This window comes from Pseudomonas sp. F8002, from assembly GCF_013385495.1.
Taxonomy (GTDB): domain Bacteria; phylum Pseudomonadota; class Gammaproteobacteria; order Pseudomonadales; family Pseudomonadaceae; genus Aquipseudomonas.
Genome location: NZ_JACAPW010000032.1, coordinates 25,155 through 38,872 on the forward strand (window position 1 = coordinate 25,155; position 13,718 = coordinate 38,872).

Annotated in this window: 16 protein-coding genes and 1 pseudogene; 3 read left to right on the forward strand and 14 right to left on the reverse strand. The window is 61.7% G+C overall.

The window, feature by feature from the left end; all coding sequences use genetic code 11:
* Nucleotides 1-36: 36 nt before the first annotated feature.
* The 11 genes and pseudogenes from HX811_RS32295 to ubiE all read right to left on the reverse strand — a co-directional run bounded on the left by HX811_RS32295 (nt 37) and on the right by ubiE (nt 8,189).
* Complete coding sequence (locus HX811_RS32295) at nt 37-909, reverse strand: methyl-accepting chemotaxis protein (RefSeq protein WP_371132456.1); 873 nt, start codon at nt 907-909, stop codon at nt 37-39.
* Nucleotides 895-1,953, reverse strand: a pseudogene (locus HX811_RS32300) (methyl-accepting chemotaxis protein); the annotation flags it as partial. The pseudogene HX811_RS32300 and the gene HX811_RS32295, both read right to left, overlap by 15 nt.
* 219 nt (nt 1,954-2,172) lie before the next feature.
* The gene (locus HX811_RS22775; RefSeq protein WP_177047520.1) at nt 2,173-2,880 is read right to left on the reverse strand and encodes a 16S rRNA (uracil(1498)-N(3))-methyltransferase; all 708 of its coding nucleotides are present in this window, start codon (nt 2,878-2,880) and stop codon (nt 2,173-2,175) included.
* On the reverse strand, nt 2,877-3,668 hold the full coding sequence (gene tatC, locus HX811_RS22780; RefSeq protein WP_026078063.1) for a twin-arginine translocase subunit TatC: 792 nt from the start codon (nt 3,666-3,668) through the stop codon (nt 2,877-2,879). Before tatC ends, HX811_RS22775 begins: the two co-directional genes overlap by 4 nt.
* Complete coding sequence (gene tatB, locus HX811_RS22785; protein ID WP_003209296.1) at nt 3,665-4,111, reverse strand: Sec-independent protein translocase protein TatB; 447 nt, start codon at nt 4,109-4,111, stop codon at nt 3,665-3,667. Before tatB ends, tatC begins: the two co-directional genes overlap by 4 nt.
* A 10-nt stretch (nt 4,112-4,121) precedes the next feature.
* Nucleotides 4,122-4,400: a twin-arginine translocase TatA/TatE family subunit gene (locus tag HX811_RS22790; protein ID WP_003209298.1), complete on the reverse strand. Its 279-nt coding sequence runs from the start codon at nt 4,398-4,400 to the stop codon at nt 4,122-4,124.
* Between the two features lie 25 nt (nt 4,401-4,425).
* Nucleotides 4,426-4,758 (reverse strand): phosphoribosyl-ATP diphosphatase, encoded by a 333-nt coding sequence (locus HX811_RS22795; RefSeq protein ID WP_008439273.1) that lies wholly within the window; start codon nt 4,756-4,758, stop codon nt 4,426-4,428.
* Between the two features lie 2 nt (nt 4,759-4,760).
* Nucleotides 4,761-5,153 carry a phosphoribosyl-AMP cyclohydrolase gene (gene hisI / locus HX811_RS22800; RefSeq protein WP_177047523.1) on the reverse strand — a complete coding sequence of 131 codons (393 nt, stop codon included), beginning with the start codon at nt 5,151-5,153 and terminating at the stop codon, nt 4,761-4,763.
* Nucleotides 5,154-5,194: 41 nt separating this feature from the next.
* Entirely contained in the window at nt 5,195-6,799 is a 1,605-nt protein-coding gene (gene ubiB / locus HX811_RS22805) for a ubiquinone biosynthesis regulatory protein kinase UbiB (RefSeq protein ID WP_003209302.1), read from the reverse strand.
* On the reverse strand, nt 6,796-7,419 hold the full coding sequence (locus HX811_RS22810; protein ID WP_003209304.1) for an SCP2 domain-containing protein: 624 nt from the start codon (nt 7,417-7,419) through the stop codon (nt 6,796-6,798). Before HX811_RS22810 ends, ubiB begins: the two co-directional genes overlap by 4 nt.
* Nucleotides 7,419-8,189, reverse strand: a complete 771-nt coding sequence (gene ubiE / locus HX811_RS22815; RefSeq protein WP_003209306.1) for a bifunctional demethylmenaquinone methyltransferase/2-methoxy-6-polyprenyl-1,4-benzoquinol methylase UbiE — start codon at nt 8,187-8,189, stop codon at nt 7,419-7,421. The genes HX811_RS22810 and ubiE overlap by 1 nt, the downstream gene beginning before the upstream one ends.
* A 143-nt stretch (nt 8,190-8,332) precedes the next feature.
* Between ubiE and HX811_RS22820 the strand changes: the two genes are divergently transcribed.
* From HX811_RS22820 to HX811_RS22830, 3 genes are all read left to right on the forward strand, one after another.
* Complete coding sequence (locus HX811_RS22820; protein ID WP_008439272.1) at nt 8,333-8,608, forward strand: polyhydroxyalkanoic acid system family protein; 276 nt, start codon at nt 8,333-8,335, stop codon at nt 8,606-8,608.
* 105 nt (nt 8,609-8,713) lie between these two features.
* Nucleotides 8,714-9,136, forward strand: coding sequence for a phasin family protein (locus HX811_RS22825; RefSeq protein WP_134325603.1), 423 nt, complete (start codon nt 8,714-8,716; stop codon nt 9,134-9,136).
* Between the two features lie 12 nt (nt 9,137-9,148).
* Nucleotides 9,149-10,171, forward strand: coding sequence for a phasin family protein (locus tag HX811_RS22830; RefSeq protein ID WP_177047525.1), 1,023 nt, complete (start codon nt 9,149-9,151; stop codon nt 10,169-10,171).
* Between the two features lie 171 nt (nt 10,172-10,342).
* On the opposite strand, the gene HX811_RS22835 is transcribed toward HX811_RS22830, so the two are convergent.
* The 3 genes from HX811_RS22835 to phaZ form a co-directional block, all read right to left on the reverse strand.
* Nucleotides 10,343-10,963: a TetR/AcrR family transcriptional regulator gene (locus HX811_RS22835; RefSeq protein WP_003209312.1), complete on the reverse strand. Its 621-nt coding sequence runs from the start codon at nt 10,961-10,963 to the stop codon at nt 10,343-10,345.
* Nucleotides 10,964-10,990: 27 nt separating this feature from the next.
* Entirely contained in the window at nt 10,991-12,673 is a 1,683-nt protein-coding gene (gene phaC / locus HX811_RS22840; protein WP_177047526.1) for a class II poly(R)-hydroxyalkanoic acid synthase, read from the reverse strand.
* A gap of 101 nt (nt 12,674-12,774) precedes the next feature.
* On the reverse strand, nt 12,775-13,620 hold the full coding sequence (phaZ, locus tag HX811_RS22845) for a poly(3-hydroxyalkanoate) depolymerase (protein ID WP_003209316.1): 846 nt from the start codon (nt 13,618-13,620) through the stop codon (nt 12,775-12,777).
* Between the last annotated feature and the right edge of the window lie 98 nt (nt 13,621-13,718).

The window sequence follows — 13,718 nt, forward strand, 5'->3', positions numbered from 1 at the left end:
GTCGGCGCGGCGGCCCTGATGGACGCCGCAAGCGGGTCAGACCCTGAAGCGACCTACCAGGCTTTGCAGGTAAACCCCCAGGCGCGCCAGTTCGGCACTGGAAGCCGCAGTTTCTTCGCTGGCCGCCGAGGTTTGTTCGGAAACGTCCCGCACGTTGAGCACGCTGCGGTTGATCTCTTCGGCCACGGCGCTTTGCTGCTCGGCGGCGGTGGCGATCTGCTGGTTCATCGCCTGGATCGCCGAGACGGTACGGGTGATGTTCTCCAGGGCATTGCCGGCCCGCCGGGTCAGCTCGACGCTGCTGTCGGTCAGGCCGCGACTGTTGTCCATGATGGTTGCCACCTGCTGGGTGCCGCTTTGCAGGCCGACGATCAACTCTTCGATCTCCTCGGTGGACTTCTGCGTCCGCTGGGCAAGGCTGCGCACTTCATCGGCAACCACCGCAAAACCGCGTCCGGCCTCACCGGCGCGCGCCGCTTCAATCGCTGCGTTAAGGGCCAGCAGGTTGGTTTGCTGGGCCACCGACTTGATGACGTCCAGCACACTGCCGATCTTGTCGCTCTCACGCTTGAGATGGCCCATGGCTTCGGTGGAGTTGCCCACCTCGCTGGCCAGGCGCTCAATCTGGGCGATGGCCTCACCGACCACCTTGTCGCCTTCACGGGCCTGTTGGTCGGCGGCTACGGCGGCTTCCGAGGCTTCTTCAGCGTTACGGGCGACTTCCTGCACGGTGGCGGCCATTTCGTTCATGGCGGTGGCCACCTGGTCGGTCTCGACCTTCTGGCTGTTGACCCCGGCGCTGGTCTGCTCGGTAACGGCCGATAGCTGCTCGGCGGCACTGGCGATCTGGGTGACGCCGTCGCTGATACCGCCAATCAGTTCCCGCAGGCCCACGGTCATGCTTTGCATCGACCGTTGCAGCTGCCCCAGTTCATCCTGGCGCCGGGAGATCAGGTTGTGGCTCAGGTCGCCGGACGCCACGCGTTCGGCGACTTTGAGGGTCTGGTTCAGTGGAATCACGATCTGCCGGGTAATGGCCCAGGCGGCGAGTACACCAAACGCCAGCGCGAGGGCGGTGGCCAGTAACAGCAGGTTCTTGGCGTGGGCGGCATCGGTATCACGCACCACGGTTTGCGAAGTGGTGAGTTTGTTACTGCGGTCGAGCAGGATATCGCCCTGCTCGCCCATGATTTTCATCGCGGCGGCACTGGCCACCTGGGAGTCGCGGTACTGGCTCACGGCGGCGCGGTAGGCCTGCAGCGAGACGCTGGCCTCTTGCAGGTTGGCCCGGTATTGCTCGGGCAACGGGTCGTTGAGGTCGGTGATTTTCTTCAGGGCGTTGTCGATGGCATCCAGGGCCGGTTGTTCGGCTTCGACCTTGCCGCTGTAGGTGTAGCCGCGCACCTGGAAGCGCGCTTGCTGGATCAGTTTGCTCAGGTCGACCACGCTGTTGAACAGGGTGACGCTGTCGCCTTGCAGCAGGGATTTTTCCACTTCGTTGATTTTTGCCACGGCGTTGTCGGCGGTATCGCCCAGTTTGCTGCGGGCGCCTTCACGCTTGAGGCCGGCCTGCACCATGGCGCCGAAGGCTTTTTTGTATTGGCCCAAGGCATCCTGTTGCTGCTCTACCACGAGCTTGTCGTCGGGTTGCTCGATCAGGTCTGCGGCGGTTTTCAGGCCACTGTCCAGCTGGGTGATCAGGTCGTTGACCGCGCTGGTGCCTTGTTCGCCACGGCGCATTTCGAAGTCCAGTCGCGCCAGGCGCAGGTCCTTGGTCAGCCCGTTGAGGCTGGAGATGTAGCCCAGCTTGTCGCCACGGCTGATCACGCCGCTGAGGCCGGTCCAGCCGGTGAAGGTGATCAATAGGGTCAAGACCAATACCAGGCCGAAGCCTATGCTCAGCTTGCGGTTGACGCTGACATTCCCCAGTTTCTCGGCTAACCAACGATACATGCTGCGAACTCCCCTGGAACAAGGCTTGGACTTATTCAGAGCGTATCGGCTGGCTGGGATCTTTCTGTAGGACGAATGTATTTGTGGCGAGGGAGCTTGCTGTGGCGAGGGAGCTTGCTCCCGCTGGGCTGCGTAGCGGCCCCAAAAAAATGGGAGCGCTGCGCACTCCAGCGGGAGCAAGCTCCCTCGCCACAGCAGGCTCCCTCGCCACTTTGGGGTTTAGAAGAGTCTTGAGAGCAGCGCGGTGACGGCGGTTTCGACTCTCAGGATGCGCGCGCCGAGTTGCACCGGCTGCAATCCGGCCTTGGCCAGCAGGTCCACCTCGTAGGGAATCCAGCCGCCTTCCGGCCCGATCGCCAGGGTGACCGGCTCATCCAGCCCGCGAGGGCAGGGCGGATAGTCGCCAGGGTGACCAATCAGGCCGAGGGTGCCTTGCGCCATGGCGGGCAGGCGGTCTTCGACGAATGGCTTGAAGCGCTTTTCGATCACGATCTCGGGCAGCACCGTGTCCCGGGCCTGTTCCAGGCCGAGGATCAATTGCTCGCGAATCGCTTCCGGCTCCAGGAACGGCGTCTGCCAGAAGCTCTTTTCCACGCGATAGCTGTTCACCAGCACCACCCGCGGCACGCCCATGGACGCCACGGTTTGCAGCACCCGGCGGAGCATTTTCGGGCGGGGCAGGGCCAGCAGCAGGGTCAGGGGCAGTTTGGCCGGCGGCGGCTGGTCGAAGGTCACTTCCAACTCGGCTTCCCGGGCTTCCAGGCGCAGCAACTGCGCGTTGCCCATCAAGCCGCCAATCCGTCCGACCCGCAGGCTGTCGCCTACGGCGGCACGGTGGACTTCCTGCATATGCACCAGGCGCCGATCACGCAGCACCACCCGGTCGGCCGCGATAAAGTCGGCCTCCTCAAGCAGCAGCAGGTTCACGGCTGGGTCGCTGGCGGCTGGTCGTCGTCGGCGGGTTGGTCATCGGGGTGATCGCCACGCTTGCTCACCAGGCTGCCAAACAGGATGCCAATCTCGAACAGCATCCACATGGGTACGGCCAGCAGGGTCTGGGAGAAGATGTCCGGCGGGGTCAGGATCATGCCGACCACGAAGCAGCCGATGATCACGTACGGGCGGATTTTCTTCAGGTATTTGACGTCGACCACGCCGATCCATACCAGCAGCACCACGGCCACCGGGATTTCGAACGCCACGCCGAAGGCGAAGAACAGCGTCATCACGAAGTCGAGGTAGCTGGTGATGTCGGTCATCATTTCCACACCGGCCGGCGTAGCGGCGGCGAAGAACTTGAAGATCAGCGGGAACACCAGGAAGTAGGCAAAAGCCATCCCGGTGTAGAACAGCAGGATGCTCGACACCAGCAGCGGCACGGCGATGCGTTTTTCATGCTTGTACAGGCCCGGCGCGATAAAGCCCCAGATCTGATGCAGGATCACCGGGATCGCCAGGAACAGCGAAACCATCATCGTCAGCTTCAACGGCGTGAGGAACGGTGACGACACGTCGGTGGCGATCATCGTCGCGCCAGCCGGCAAGTAGTCGCGCAGCGGCGTTGAGACGAAGGTGTAGATCTGCTGGGTGAAGGCAAACAGCCCGGCAAAGATGATGAAGATCGCCGCGACACAGCGCAGCAGGCGGGTGCGCAACTCGGTGAGGTGCGAGACCAGTGGCATGTGCTGGTCGGTTTCCGGTTTATCAGCGCTCATGGGGCTCGCGGCGGCAATGTAGGGTCGTGGGGCGCGGGCGACACGGCAGGTGTCGGCGCGGGTTCGGTCGGGGTCACGGGCGCAGTGGGCGCAGGCTCGACGGCGTGCACGGGTTCAGCGACCGGTGCAGGCGCGGGTGCGGCGGGCGGAGCAATCGAATGCTCGGCCACAGGCTCGACCGGCTTGGGCGTTTCCTGCACCGGCGAGAGAATCTTCCGTGCCTCCTGCTCCAACGACAGAATGTGTTCGTTGTGCAGTTGCCGGCGAATCTCGTCGGCGCCGATTTCCCGTTCAACTTCCTGTTTGATGGCGTTGAAACTGCGTTTCAGGCGCCCGATCCACAGGCCGGCCGTGCGCGCGGCACCGGGCAGGCGTTCCGGCCCCAGTACCAGCAGGGCCACGAGGCCGACGAGCAGCAGTTCAGAGAAGCTGATACCAAACATTATTCAGTACTCACGAGTCTTTTTGGTTCTGCTCTTTGACGTGCTCGGCCTGCACGTCGAAGGTGCGACGTTCAGTGATCGGCTGAGTGGCCTGCGGATGTACAGGCTGCGCCGGTGGCACCGGATTGACGGCCGGGTCGGCAGGCTTTTCGTCGTCGTTCATGGCCTTGCGAAAGCCCTTGATCGATTCACCGACGTCGGTGCCGAGGTTTTTCAGTTTCTTGGTGCCGAACACCAGCACAACGACCACAAGAATGACGATCCAGTGTTTCCAGTCAAAAATGCCCATGCTGCAATTCCTCTGTAAAAGTTGGTCAGACGGACGGGCGCGAGGCCTTTTCGGCATGCCCGGACAAGCCGAAGCGACGGTCCAGTTCATCAAGCACTGCCTGTGGATGCTGCCCCAGTTGGGCGAGCATGACCAGACTGTGGAACCACAAGTCGGCAGTTTCGTAGATCACGTCGCTGCAGTCGCCGCTGATTTGCGCGTCCTTGGCCGCAATAATCGTCTCGACGGATTCTTCGCCGAGTTTTTCCAGGATCTTGTTCAGACCCTTGTGGTACAGGCTGGCGACGTAGGAGCTGTCGGCGTCCGCGCCTTTGCGGTCTTCCAGCACCTGGGCCACACGGTTGAGGGTATCGCTCATGTTCAGTGTCCTGCCGAATAGATAGCGTGCGGGTCTTTGAGCACGGGCTCGACGGTCTTCCACTCGCCGTCCTGGAACACGCGGTAGAAGCAGCTGTGACGGCCGGTGTGACAGGCGATATCGCCGATCTGCTCGACCTTGAGGATCACCACATCGGCATCGCAGTCGATGCGCATCTCATGCAGGGTTTGCACGTGCCCGGACTCTTCGCCCTTGCGCCACAGTTTGCCACGGGAACGTGACCAGTAGATGGCGCGGTTCTCGGCGGCGGTCAGGCTCAGGGCCTCGCGGTTCATCCAGGCCATCATCAGCACGCGCCCGGTCTTGTAGTCCTGGGCAATGGCCGGCACCAGGCCGTCACTGTCCCACTTGATCTCGTCCAGCCAGTCTTTCATTTTCGGCTCCGGCAATTTGCGACAGTGTATAACCGGATTGGCTATCGACGCACGATCAGATACACGCCCACCGCGACCATGATGCCGGCCGGCCAGTGGCCCAGTTCATTCAGCGGCCCGCCGGCGGCCAGTATCGTACCGCCCACCAGGTGCGCGGCGCCCAGCAGGCGCAGGAACCAGTCGTCCTTGCGCTTGTGCCACGGCGGTGCGGGGTCCTTGGCGTGGGGCTGGGACATGCGCTCCAGCAGGTCGCGGGTCATGTTGGCCAGGTGCGGCAGTTGCTCGACCTGGCTTTGCAGGTTGCCCAGCAGGGTTTTCGGGCTGATACGGTCCCGCATCCAGCGCTCGAGGAACGGCTGGGCGGTGTTCCACAGGTCGAGGTCCGGGTACAGCTGACGGCCCAGGCCTTCGATGTTCAGCAGGGTCTTTTGCAACAGTACCAACTGCGGCTGCACTTCCATATTGAAGCGCCGCGCCGTCTGGAACAGACGCATCAGCACTTGACCGAAGGAAATATCCTTTAACGGTTTTTCAAAGATCGGCTCGCACACAGTGCGGATCGCCGCTTCGAATTCGTTGAGCTTGGTTTCGGCCGGCACCCAGCCCGAATCGATGTGCAACTGCGCCACGCGGCGGTAGTCACGCTTGAAGAAAGCGAACAGGTTGCGCGCCAGGTAATCCTGGTCTTCCGGGGTCAGGCTGCCGACGATGCCGCAGTCGATCGCAATGTACTGCGGGCTCCACGGGTTCACGGTGCTGACGAAAATGTTGCCGGGGTGCATGTCGGCGTGGAAGAAGCTGTCGCGGAACACCTGGGTGAAAAAAATCTCCACGCCGCGCTCGGCAAGCATCTTCATGTCGGTGCGCTGGTCGGCCAGGGTCGCGAGGTCGGTGACCTGCACGCCGTAGATGCGCTCCATGACCAGCACTTTCGGGCGGCACCAGTCCCAATAGACTTGCGGCACGTACAGCAGCTGCGAGCCTTCGAAGTTTCGCTTGAGCTGGCTGGCGTTGGCCGCTTCGCGCAGCAGGTCGAGTTCGTCGTAGATGGTTTTTTCGTAGTCCAGCACCACGTCTACCGGGTGCAGCAGGCGTGCATCGGCAGAAAAGCGCTCGGCGGCGCGGGCAAGGATGAACAGCCACGCCAGGTCCTGGCCGATGATCGGCTTGAGGCCCGGGCGGATCACCTTCACCACCACTTCTTCGCCGCTTTTCAGTTGCGCGGCATGCACCTGGGCCACCGAGGCCGAGGCCAATGGCGCGATGTCGAAGCGGCTGAAGACTTCGCTGATCTTCTTGCCCAGTTGCTCTTCAATCAGCGTGACTGCCAGTTGCGAGTCGAACGGCGGCACGCGGTCCTGCAACAGCATCAGTTCGTCGGCGATGTCTTCGGGCAACAGGTCGCGGCGGGTGGAGAGGATCTGCCCGAACTTGATGAAGATCGGCCCCAGGTCCTGCAACGCCAGGCGCAGGCGCGCGCCACGGCTCAGCTCGAGGGTCTTGCGCGGGAACCAGCGCCACGGCAGCACATAGCGCACCGCCAGCAGAAACCACGGCAGCGGCAGGGCGAACAGCAGGTCATCGAGGCGGTAGCGGATTACGACGCGCTGGATACGAAACAAACGGCGGACGGCGAGCAGCTTCATGCGTTATCGCTTGAATCAAGGGAGCGGCTCAGGCGCTCGAAGCGCGCCTCAAGTCGTTCCAGGTCGAGTTTGGCCTGGTCGAGTTCGCGAAAGCGCGCTTCCGCTTCCCGTTGTCCGACCAGGGTGCGCGATTCTTCGCTCAGGTATTCGGCGAGGTTCTGGTTCAGGCTGGCGAAACCCTGCTGGTACCAGCGCGTGCGGCTGCGCAGATGACCGCTGATCAGTTGGGTGGCCACCGGGCCGAGCCAACGTGACAGCTCGTATTCCCAGTCCAGTTCCAGGTCTTGCAGCACGGCGGCCAGGTCCATCAGCACCGCGCTGTCGCCTTCAAGTTCCACGTCCGGGCCGTGGAGGATCGCCGTCTTGTCCCGGCTCAGGGCCAGGCGCAGCAGGCTTGAGCCGGAAGCACGCAGGGTGCAGTCGGCGTCGGCGGCCCAGTGGGACGCCAGCAACAGGCCTTCATCGCTGGGCAGGATAAACAGCTGCAAGGCGGGGCTGGTGCAGTCGACGGCGATGATCCTGCCGTTCAGGTGCGCCAGCCGTGCCAGGGCGGTGCTGTCCAGGCGCAGTACACGGTTGAGGCCGTGTTCGACGCTGGCGAGAAGGCCTGCGAACAGCATCAGGGCTTGATGCCGCGGTGCAGGGCGACGATGCCCGAGGTCATGTTGTGGTAGGTCACGCGGTCGAAACCGGCCTCTACCATCATCGACTTCAGGGTTTCCTGGTTCGGGTGCATGCGGATCGATTCGGCCAGGTAGCGGTAGCTTTCGGCGTCATTGGTGATCAGCTTGCCCATCAACGGCATGAAGGCGAACGAGTAGGTGTCGTAGACCTTGGACATCAGTGCGTTGGTCGGCTTGGAGAACTCCAGCACCAGCAGGCGACCGCCGGGCTTGAGTACGCGCAGCATCGAGCGCAGTGCGTCTTCCTTGTGGGTCACGTTACGCAGGCCGAAGGCGATGGTCACGCAGTCGAAGTGGTTGTCCGGGAACGGCAGCTTTTCAGCGTCGGCCTGGACGAACTCGATATTGCCCGCCACACCTTTGTCCAGCAGGCGATCACGACCGACCTTGAGCATCGAGCCGTTGATGTCGGCCAGTACCACCTGCCCGGTGGGGCCCACCAGCTTGGAGAACTTGGCGGCCAGGTCGCCCGTGCCGCCTGCGATATCCAGCACACGGTTGCCGGTGCGTACACCCGACAACTCAATGGTGAAGCGCTTCCACAGGCGGTGCATGCCGCCGGAGAGCACGTCGTTCATCAAGTCGTACTTGGCGGCGACCGAGTGAAACACCTCGGCGACTTTTTCCGCTTTCTGGCTTTCCGGGACGTTCTTGAAGCCGAAGTGAGTGGTGGGTTCGGCATCGCTGCCTTTGCGCTGATCAGTCATATCGCTGTCACCAAAAGAGAATGGGGGCATTCTAATCCCCAAGGCATGCTTTGTCTTGGCAAGGCTGAAGGTAAGATAGGTGGTCACCGAGACCTTTTGCCGCATGGCGGGTCGACAAGTCTCTATAACGAGGAGTCATTCAAATGGCCCGTATACAGGTTGAACGTGCCCACACACTGGGCAAAGACGCTGCCCGAGAAAAAGCCGACAAGTTGGCGAGCAAACTCAAGGAGCAATATGGCCTGGAGTCTTCGTGGGCCGGCGACACACTGAACCTCAAACGTTCGGGCGTTAAAGGCACCGTGAAAGTGGCGGAAGATTCCCTGCGGATTGAAGTCGAGCTGGGTCTGTTGATGTCGGCCATGAGTGGCACCATCAAGTCCGAAATCGAGAAGGCACTGGATAAAGCCCTGGCCTGATTTGCGACCTTCTTAGGGTGCCGATTCTAATTTTTCTGCCTACTTTGTGCCCAAGCCCCCAACTTCTGTGGGCAGTTCCTCCCCCCTTTATGCGTGAGGTGCACCATGGCCAAAGTTATTTTGAAGAAAAAAATTGCTACCGGAACTAACGCCCTGACTGACGTTAAATCCTATGCCCGCAAGATCTGGCTGGCCGGTTTGGGGGCTTACGCCAAGGTCGGAAGCGAGGGCGCCGAGTACTTCAAAGAGCTGGTTAAGACTGGTCAACATGTTGAAACTAAAGGCAAAAAAGTTGTGATTGAACAACTTGATGCAGCCAACAGTCAGATTGATCAAGTCAAGAGCGAAGTCTTCGGTGTCAAAGGTCGAGTCGAAGTGCAACTGGATAAAGTTGAAAGCGCTTTTGATAGTCGTGTTGGAAGTGCCTTGAATCGGATCGGCATTCCGTCTAAACATGACGTGGAGACACTCTCTGCTAAGCTCGATGAGCTGACGGCATTGCTCGAACGTGTCGCGCGTAAACACTAAGGAGACAACGGGATGGCTGGTAAAAAGACTACTGATAAAGAAGGCAGCTCGTGGATCGGGGAAGTTGAAAAATACTCCCGCAAGATCTGGCTGGCCGGTTTAGGCGTGTACTCGAAGGTGAGCAGTGACGGCGGTAAATACTTCGAGACTTTGGTTAAGGACGGCGAGAAGGCCGAGAAGTTGACCAAGAGCACAGTGGGTAAACAAGTCGATGCGGCAAAGGCTTCCGCCGGTTCTGCCAAATCACGTATCAGCGACAAGTGGGGCGAACTGGAAGGGGCTTTTGACAAGCGACTGAACAGTGCCATTTCGCGACTCGGCGTACCTAGCCGTACTGAAGTGAAAGCGCTGCACAGCAAGGTCGATACCTTGACCAGGCAAATCGAAAAACTCACTGGCCTTAAAGCTGCGCCAGTTGCGGCTAAAACTGCAGCGGCTAAACCGGCTGCCAAGCCTGCCGCAAAAACTGCAGCGGCCAAGCCTGCTGCTAAAACCGCCGCTAAACCGCTGGTCAAGGCCGCCGCCAAACCGGCAGCCAAGCCCGCCGCCAAGGCGCCGGCCAAAGCTGCTGCAAAATCGGCTGCCAAGCCTGCGGCGAAAACCGCAGCGGCTAAACCGGCCGCCAAGCCTGCCGCTAAACCAGTGGCCGCTAAAGCAGCTGCAAAACCTGCGGCGAAACCTGCAGCCAAGCCGGCAGCAAAAGCAGCAGCCAAGCCAGCGGCGAAAACCGCTGCCGCCAAACCTGCTGCAGCGAAGCCTGCTGCCAAGCCAGCCGCTGCGAAACCTGCAGCCAAGCCGGTTGCTGCCAAACCCGCCGCCAAGCCTGCGGCTGCAAAACCTGCAGCGGCCAAGCCAGCTGCAAAACCGGCTGCGGCGAAGAAGCCGGCCGTAGCCAAAAAGCCAGCAGCGCCGAAGCCAGCGGTAGCGGCCAAGCCTGCAACTGCAGCGCCGGCGACCAACTCGGTCACGCCACCGACGCCTGCTGCTACCCCGACTGCAACGCCGGCAAGCCCGACGCCTACCAGTCAGTCCTGATTTTTACGGGACACATAAAAACGCCCGGCCTGCGAAGGTCGGGCGTTTTTTATGGAATCTACAGGACAACACAAATCCAATGTGGGAGCGGGCTTGCTCGCGAAAGCGGTGGATCAGTCACACATGTATTGACTGACACTCCGCTTTCGCGAGCAAGCCCGCTCCCACATTTTAGTCCGCGTCGTCCAGGTAACGCAGCGCCAACCTCTCTGTCGCCAGCCTCGCCGGCATCAGCAGATGCGGGGCCACCAGCATCATGATCTGGTACACCACCACCCGCACCTCACCTTCTCGGTCGAGAATCCGCTGGTAGTCCAGGGAAAACAGCAAGGTCATGGTGATCTGTTCCACCAACTGCCCCAGCGCCTGGGTTTCACTGACCAGTTGCCCATCCGTCTTGAGGCGGGCCAGCAACGAGGCCAGCGTGCGCTTGAGCGCCGTCAGCAGGTTGCGGATGCCCTTGGCCAGTTTCGGCAAGCGGCCCGCCAGGTTCGACAGGTCCTGGAACAGAAACCGATAGTGCGCCATGCGCTCCACGATCAGGTGCAGGAACAGCCAGTAATCCTCGGCCGCCAGTTGTGCGTCTTCCGGCGGATCGAGCAACGGCGCCAATTCGTTTTGAAAGCGCTCGAACAGCCCGAGCACCAACGGTTCCTTGCCATGGAAGTGGTAATAGAGATTGCCGGGGCTGATCCCCATTTCATTGGCCACCTCCATGGTCGACACGTTCGGCTCGCCCTTGTGGTTGAACAACTGCAAGGCACATTCAAGGATACGGTCGCGGGTCTTCATCCAGTCTTCTTAAAGTCGTCGTGGGGCTCAGCGGACTCGCACATAGGTGCCCGGCGCCGCTTCCATCGGTGGGTAATTCTGGTTGCCCAGGGCGGTCAGTGTTTCGCGCTGCACACCGGAGCGCTGCTGGATCCACGCCAGCCAGTTGGGCCACCAGCTGCCCTCGACATGATTGGCGTCGTAGTACCAGGCGCGCGGGTCGCTGCTCAGCTTGAGGTTCTCGACGTAGTTGGCCTTGGGGTTGCCCGGCGGGTTGAGGATGCTCTGGACATGCCCGCTGTTGGACAGAATGAAGCGCTTGTCGCCGCCCAGCAGCTGGGTGGCGCGGTACACCGCGTCCCACGGCGTGATGTGGTCGTTGATGCCGCCTACGCTGAAACTGTCCACCGTCACCTTCTGCAAGTCGACAGGCGTGCCGCATACCTCCAGGCCGCCGGGGTGGCTCAGCGGGTTGTGCTTGAAGAAGTCCAGCAAGTCGCCATGCAGCGCGGCGGGCAGGCGGGTGTTGTCGTTGTTCCAGTACAGGATGTCGAAGGCCGGCGGTTCCTTGCCCAGCAGGTAATTGTTGATCCAGTAGTTCCAGATCAGGTCGTTGGGACGCATCCAGGCGAATACCTTGGCCATGTCCCGGCCGTCGAGTACGCCTTGCTGGTAAGAGCGGCGCTTGGCGGCTTCCAGCGTCTGTTCGTCGGCGAACAGGGTGGCGGGGCTGTCGATCTGGCTGTCCAGCAGGCTCACCAGGTAGCTGGCGCTGGAGATTCGGCGCAGCTGGCGCTTGGCCTGCAGATGGCCTTGCAGCGCGGCGATGGTCAGGCCACCGGCGCAGGCGCCCATCAGGTTGACCTCACGGGCGCCGGTGATTGCGCGGGTTACGTTCAGCGCTTCTTCCAAAGCCGCAACGTAGGTGGACAAGCCCCATTCCCGGTGGCGTACATCCGGGTTGCGCCAGCTGACCATAAACACTTGCAGGCCATTTTTCAGGGCGAACTGGACGAAGCTGTTGTTCGGGCTCAGGTCGAAAATGTAGTACTTGTTGATTTGCGGCGGCACCACCAGCAGCGGCTTGGCGTACTGTTTTTCGCTCATGGGCTTGTACTGGATCAGCTCCAGCAGTTCATTGCGAAACACCACCGAACCGGGTGTGGTGGCCACCGTCTTGCCGACTTCAAAGGCCTGCTTGGTGACCTGGCGCGGCAAGCCGTTGTTGTGCAGCAGGTCGTCGAACAGGTTGCTGACGCCACGCACCACGCTGTTGCCGCCGGAGTTGAGCAGCTCCTTGATCGCCAGCGGGTTGAGCAGGGTGTTGGATGGCGACACCGCATCGTTGAGCAGGGCAAAGGCAAAGTGCGCCCGCGCCCGGTCGTCGGCGCTGAGGTTGCTGTCGTCGATCCAGTGGCGGGTCTGTTTTTGCCAGCTCAGGTAGGCTTGCAGGCTGCGCCGATAAAACGGGTTGAGCTGCCAGGTCGGGTCGGCGAAGCGGCTGTCCTTCGGGTTCGGCTCGTGCACCGTTTCCCCGAGCAGCACGCGGCCCAATTGCCCGCCCAACTTCAAGGCGTGGCGGGCGGTGTGCACCGGATTGCGCAAGCCGTGTGCGGCGACGCTGCGCAGGGTCGAGAGCAAATCCCGGCCGCGCAGGCCGGTGATCGCACTTTCAATATTGATGAACGCGGCGGGTGTGGGCACCGGGTTCGATACGGGTCTTTCTCGCATGCGCCAACACTCCTTCGTCAAGCCATCAACAAGCACGCCAATTCAGAACCATAGTCGGTTCTGGCCAAGTTGCGCGGCGCGGTCGTCCTGACCGCCGCCGTCTAAAGTGCGGGTTGCGGGTGAATCACCGCCCTCAGGCGTTCTTCCTGGAGAAACTTCATGATGATCGGCGCCACGGCCTCGGCCCGGGTAATCAGGAACAGATGGCCGTCGTCGATGATGTGCAGTTGGGCGTTGGGAATGCGCCAGGCCAGCATGCGCATGTTGATCAGCGGGATCAGTGGGTCGTCGTCGCCGGCCAGCACCAGGGTCGGCTGCTTGATCTTGTGCAGCCAGTGGATGCTGGTCCAGCCAAGCCCGGCGAACAGTTGCCAGTAGTAACCCAGCTTGCCCGCCGAACGCACTTTGCTCGCGTGTTCGGCGGCCAGTTTCGAATCCCGACGGAAGGAGCCGCCGTAGATCATCGGTGCAATGCGCACCACGTGGGACGGTTGGATATAACGCCGGGGGCTGGCCATCAGCCACAAGACCTTCGGCTTGCCCGGCACCATGAAGGCACCGGCGGCGGTGGCGGCCAGAATCAGCTTCTTGCAGCGTTCCGGATAGTCATAGGCGAACTGCTGCGCCAGCGCGCCGCCCCAGGAAACGCCCACCGCGTTGACCTGGCCATAGTCCAGGTAGTCGAGCATGCGCGCGGTGAGTTTGGCCAGGCCGGGAAAGCGATAAGGGCGGCTGGGGGTCGACGATCCGCCGACGCCTGGCACATCAAAGGCAATCACTTCCAGGTCCGGGTCCAGGGCCTGGACGAACGGAAACACCAGCTCAAGGTTGGCGCCGATGCCATTGAAAATCAGCAGCGGCGTCAAGTGAGGCTTGCCCGGGCGTACCGCCGTGCGGATGGCTTGGCCATCCAGGTCGATGGTACGGAAGATGAACGGTTGCGGCATGGGCTTACCCTGCAAAGTGGCGCGCTATTCCCTGTCGGAACTCGGTCAGTGTGGGAGCGGGCTTGCTCGCGAAGGCGGTGAATCCGTCTCTAGATGCA

Excerpts from the sequence above, each read along its gene's own strand:
- HX811_RS32295 (WP_371132456.1), bottom strand. The coding sequence starts at position 909 with ATGCAAAGCATGACCGTGGGCCTGCGGGAACTGATTGGCGGTATCAGC.
- tatC (WP_026078063.1), bottom strand. The coding sequence starts at position 3,668 with ATGAGCGCTGATAAACCGGAAACCGACCAGCACATGCCACTGGTCTCG.
- tatB (WP_003209296.1), bottom strand. The coding sequence starts at position 4,111 with ATGTTTGGTATCAGCTTCTCTGAACTGCTGCTCGTCGGCCTCGTGGCC.
- HX811_RS22790 (WP_003209298.1), bottom strand. The coding sequence starts at position 4,400 with ATGGGCATTTTTGACTGGAAACACTGGATCGTCATTCTTGTGGTCGTT.
- HX811_RS22795 (WP_008439273.1), bottom strand. The coding sequence starts at position 4,758 with ATGAGCGATACCCTCAACCGTGTGGCCCAGGTGCTGGAAGACCGCAAA.
- hisI (WP_177047523.1), bottom strand. The coding sequence starts at position 5,153 with ATGAAAGACTGGCTGGACGAGATCAAGTGGGACAGTGACGGCCTGGTG.
- ubiB (WP_003209302.1), bottom strand. The coding sequence starts at position 6,799 with ATGAAGCTGCTCGCCGTCCGCCGTTTGTTTCGTATCCAGCGCGTCGTA.
- HX811_RS22810 (WP_003209304.1), bottom strand. The coding sequence starts at position 7,419 with ATGCTGTTCGCAGGCCTTCTCGCCAGCGTCGAACACGGCCTCAACCGT.
- ubiE (WP_003209306.1), bottom strand. The coding sequence starts at position 8,189 with ATGACTGATCAGCGCAAAGGCAGCGATGCCGAACCCACCACTCACTTC.
- HX811_RS22820 (WP_008439272.1), top strand. The coding sequence starts at position 8,333 with ATGGCCCGTATACAGGTTGAACGTGCCCACACACTGGGCAAAGACGCT.
- HX811_RS22825 (WP_134325603.1), top strand. The coding sequence starts at position 8,714 with ATGGCCAAAGTTATTTTGAAGAAAAAAATTGCTACCGGAACTAACGCC.
- HX811_RS22830 (WP_177047525.1), top strand. The coding sequence starts at position 9,149 with ATGGCTGGTAAAAAGACTACTGATAAAGAAGGCAGCTCGTGGATCGGG.
- HX811_RS22835 (WP_003209312.1), bottom strand. The coding sequence starts at position 10,963 with ATGAAGACCCGCGACCGTATCCTTGAATGTGCCTTGCAGTTGTTCAAC.
- phaC (WP_177047526.1), bottom strand. The coding sequence starts at position 12,673 with ATGCGAGAAAGACCCGTATCGAACCCGGTGCCCACACCCGCCGCGTTC.
- phaZ (WP_003209316.1), bottom strand. The coding sequence starts at position 13,620 with ATGCCGCAACCGTTCATCTTCCGTACCATCGACCTGGATGGCCAAGCC.